We start from the raw sequence: 566 nt of genomic DNA, 5'->3' as shown, positions 1-566 counted from the left end.
CCGATGATTTCCGGCTGCCCCGGGGTCGGCAGCCCGCCGTGGGCGCCGTCCAGGAACCGCTGGTGCAGTTCCTGGCGTGCCTGGCGTTGTGCTTCCCGTCGAGATTCGTCTCGCATTGGGCTCTCTCCTGCGTCGGATGGGGCTGGGGCATCAGCGGATGACGACCCGGCTGGCCTGGATGGGCACCTGGTTGTGCTTGCGGTCCAGGACCTGTTGCAGTATTTCCACGGCGGCCGCCTGGTCCACCACCTCGCGGTGGCTGCGGGACTTGCGTCCGGCCTCATGCAGCGCCCGGTGCGCGCTGACCGTGCTCAGCCGTTCGTCGATCAGCCACACGCCGAGCTCGATCCCCGCCTCATGGGCCTCCTCGGCCAGCGAGATGGCGTAGTCACGGGCCATTTTCGTGGATTCGGTGGCGTTGCCGGACAGCGACTTCGGCTCCCCAATGTACACGTCGGTAACTTGGCGATCAAGCACCATTTTCAGCAGGATCCGCCGATCCGAGTTCTTCTTCACATCCCGGCGCAGCGTGGACACCGGCAGCGCCAGCCGGATCGGCTGGCGCG

1 protein-coding gene is annotated in these 566 nt (G+C 67.0%); it reads right to left on the bottom strand.

Going from position 1 to position 566, the window contains the following annotated elements; all coding sequences use genetic code 11:
- Nucleotides 1-150: 150 nt before the first annotated feature.
- Nucleotides 151-566: Holliday junction resolvase RuvX (gene ruvX, locus JCM19049_RS17080; RefSeq protein ID WP_054822104.1), on the bottom strand; the 416-nt coding region annotated here is incomplete at its 5' end.

It is taken from the genome of Arthrobacter sp. JCM 19049 (assembly GCF_001310435.1).
Note: the sequence above shows the minus strand (reverse complement) of the source record. Positions and strands in the feature narration are given on the sequence as shown.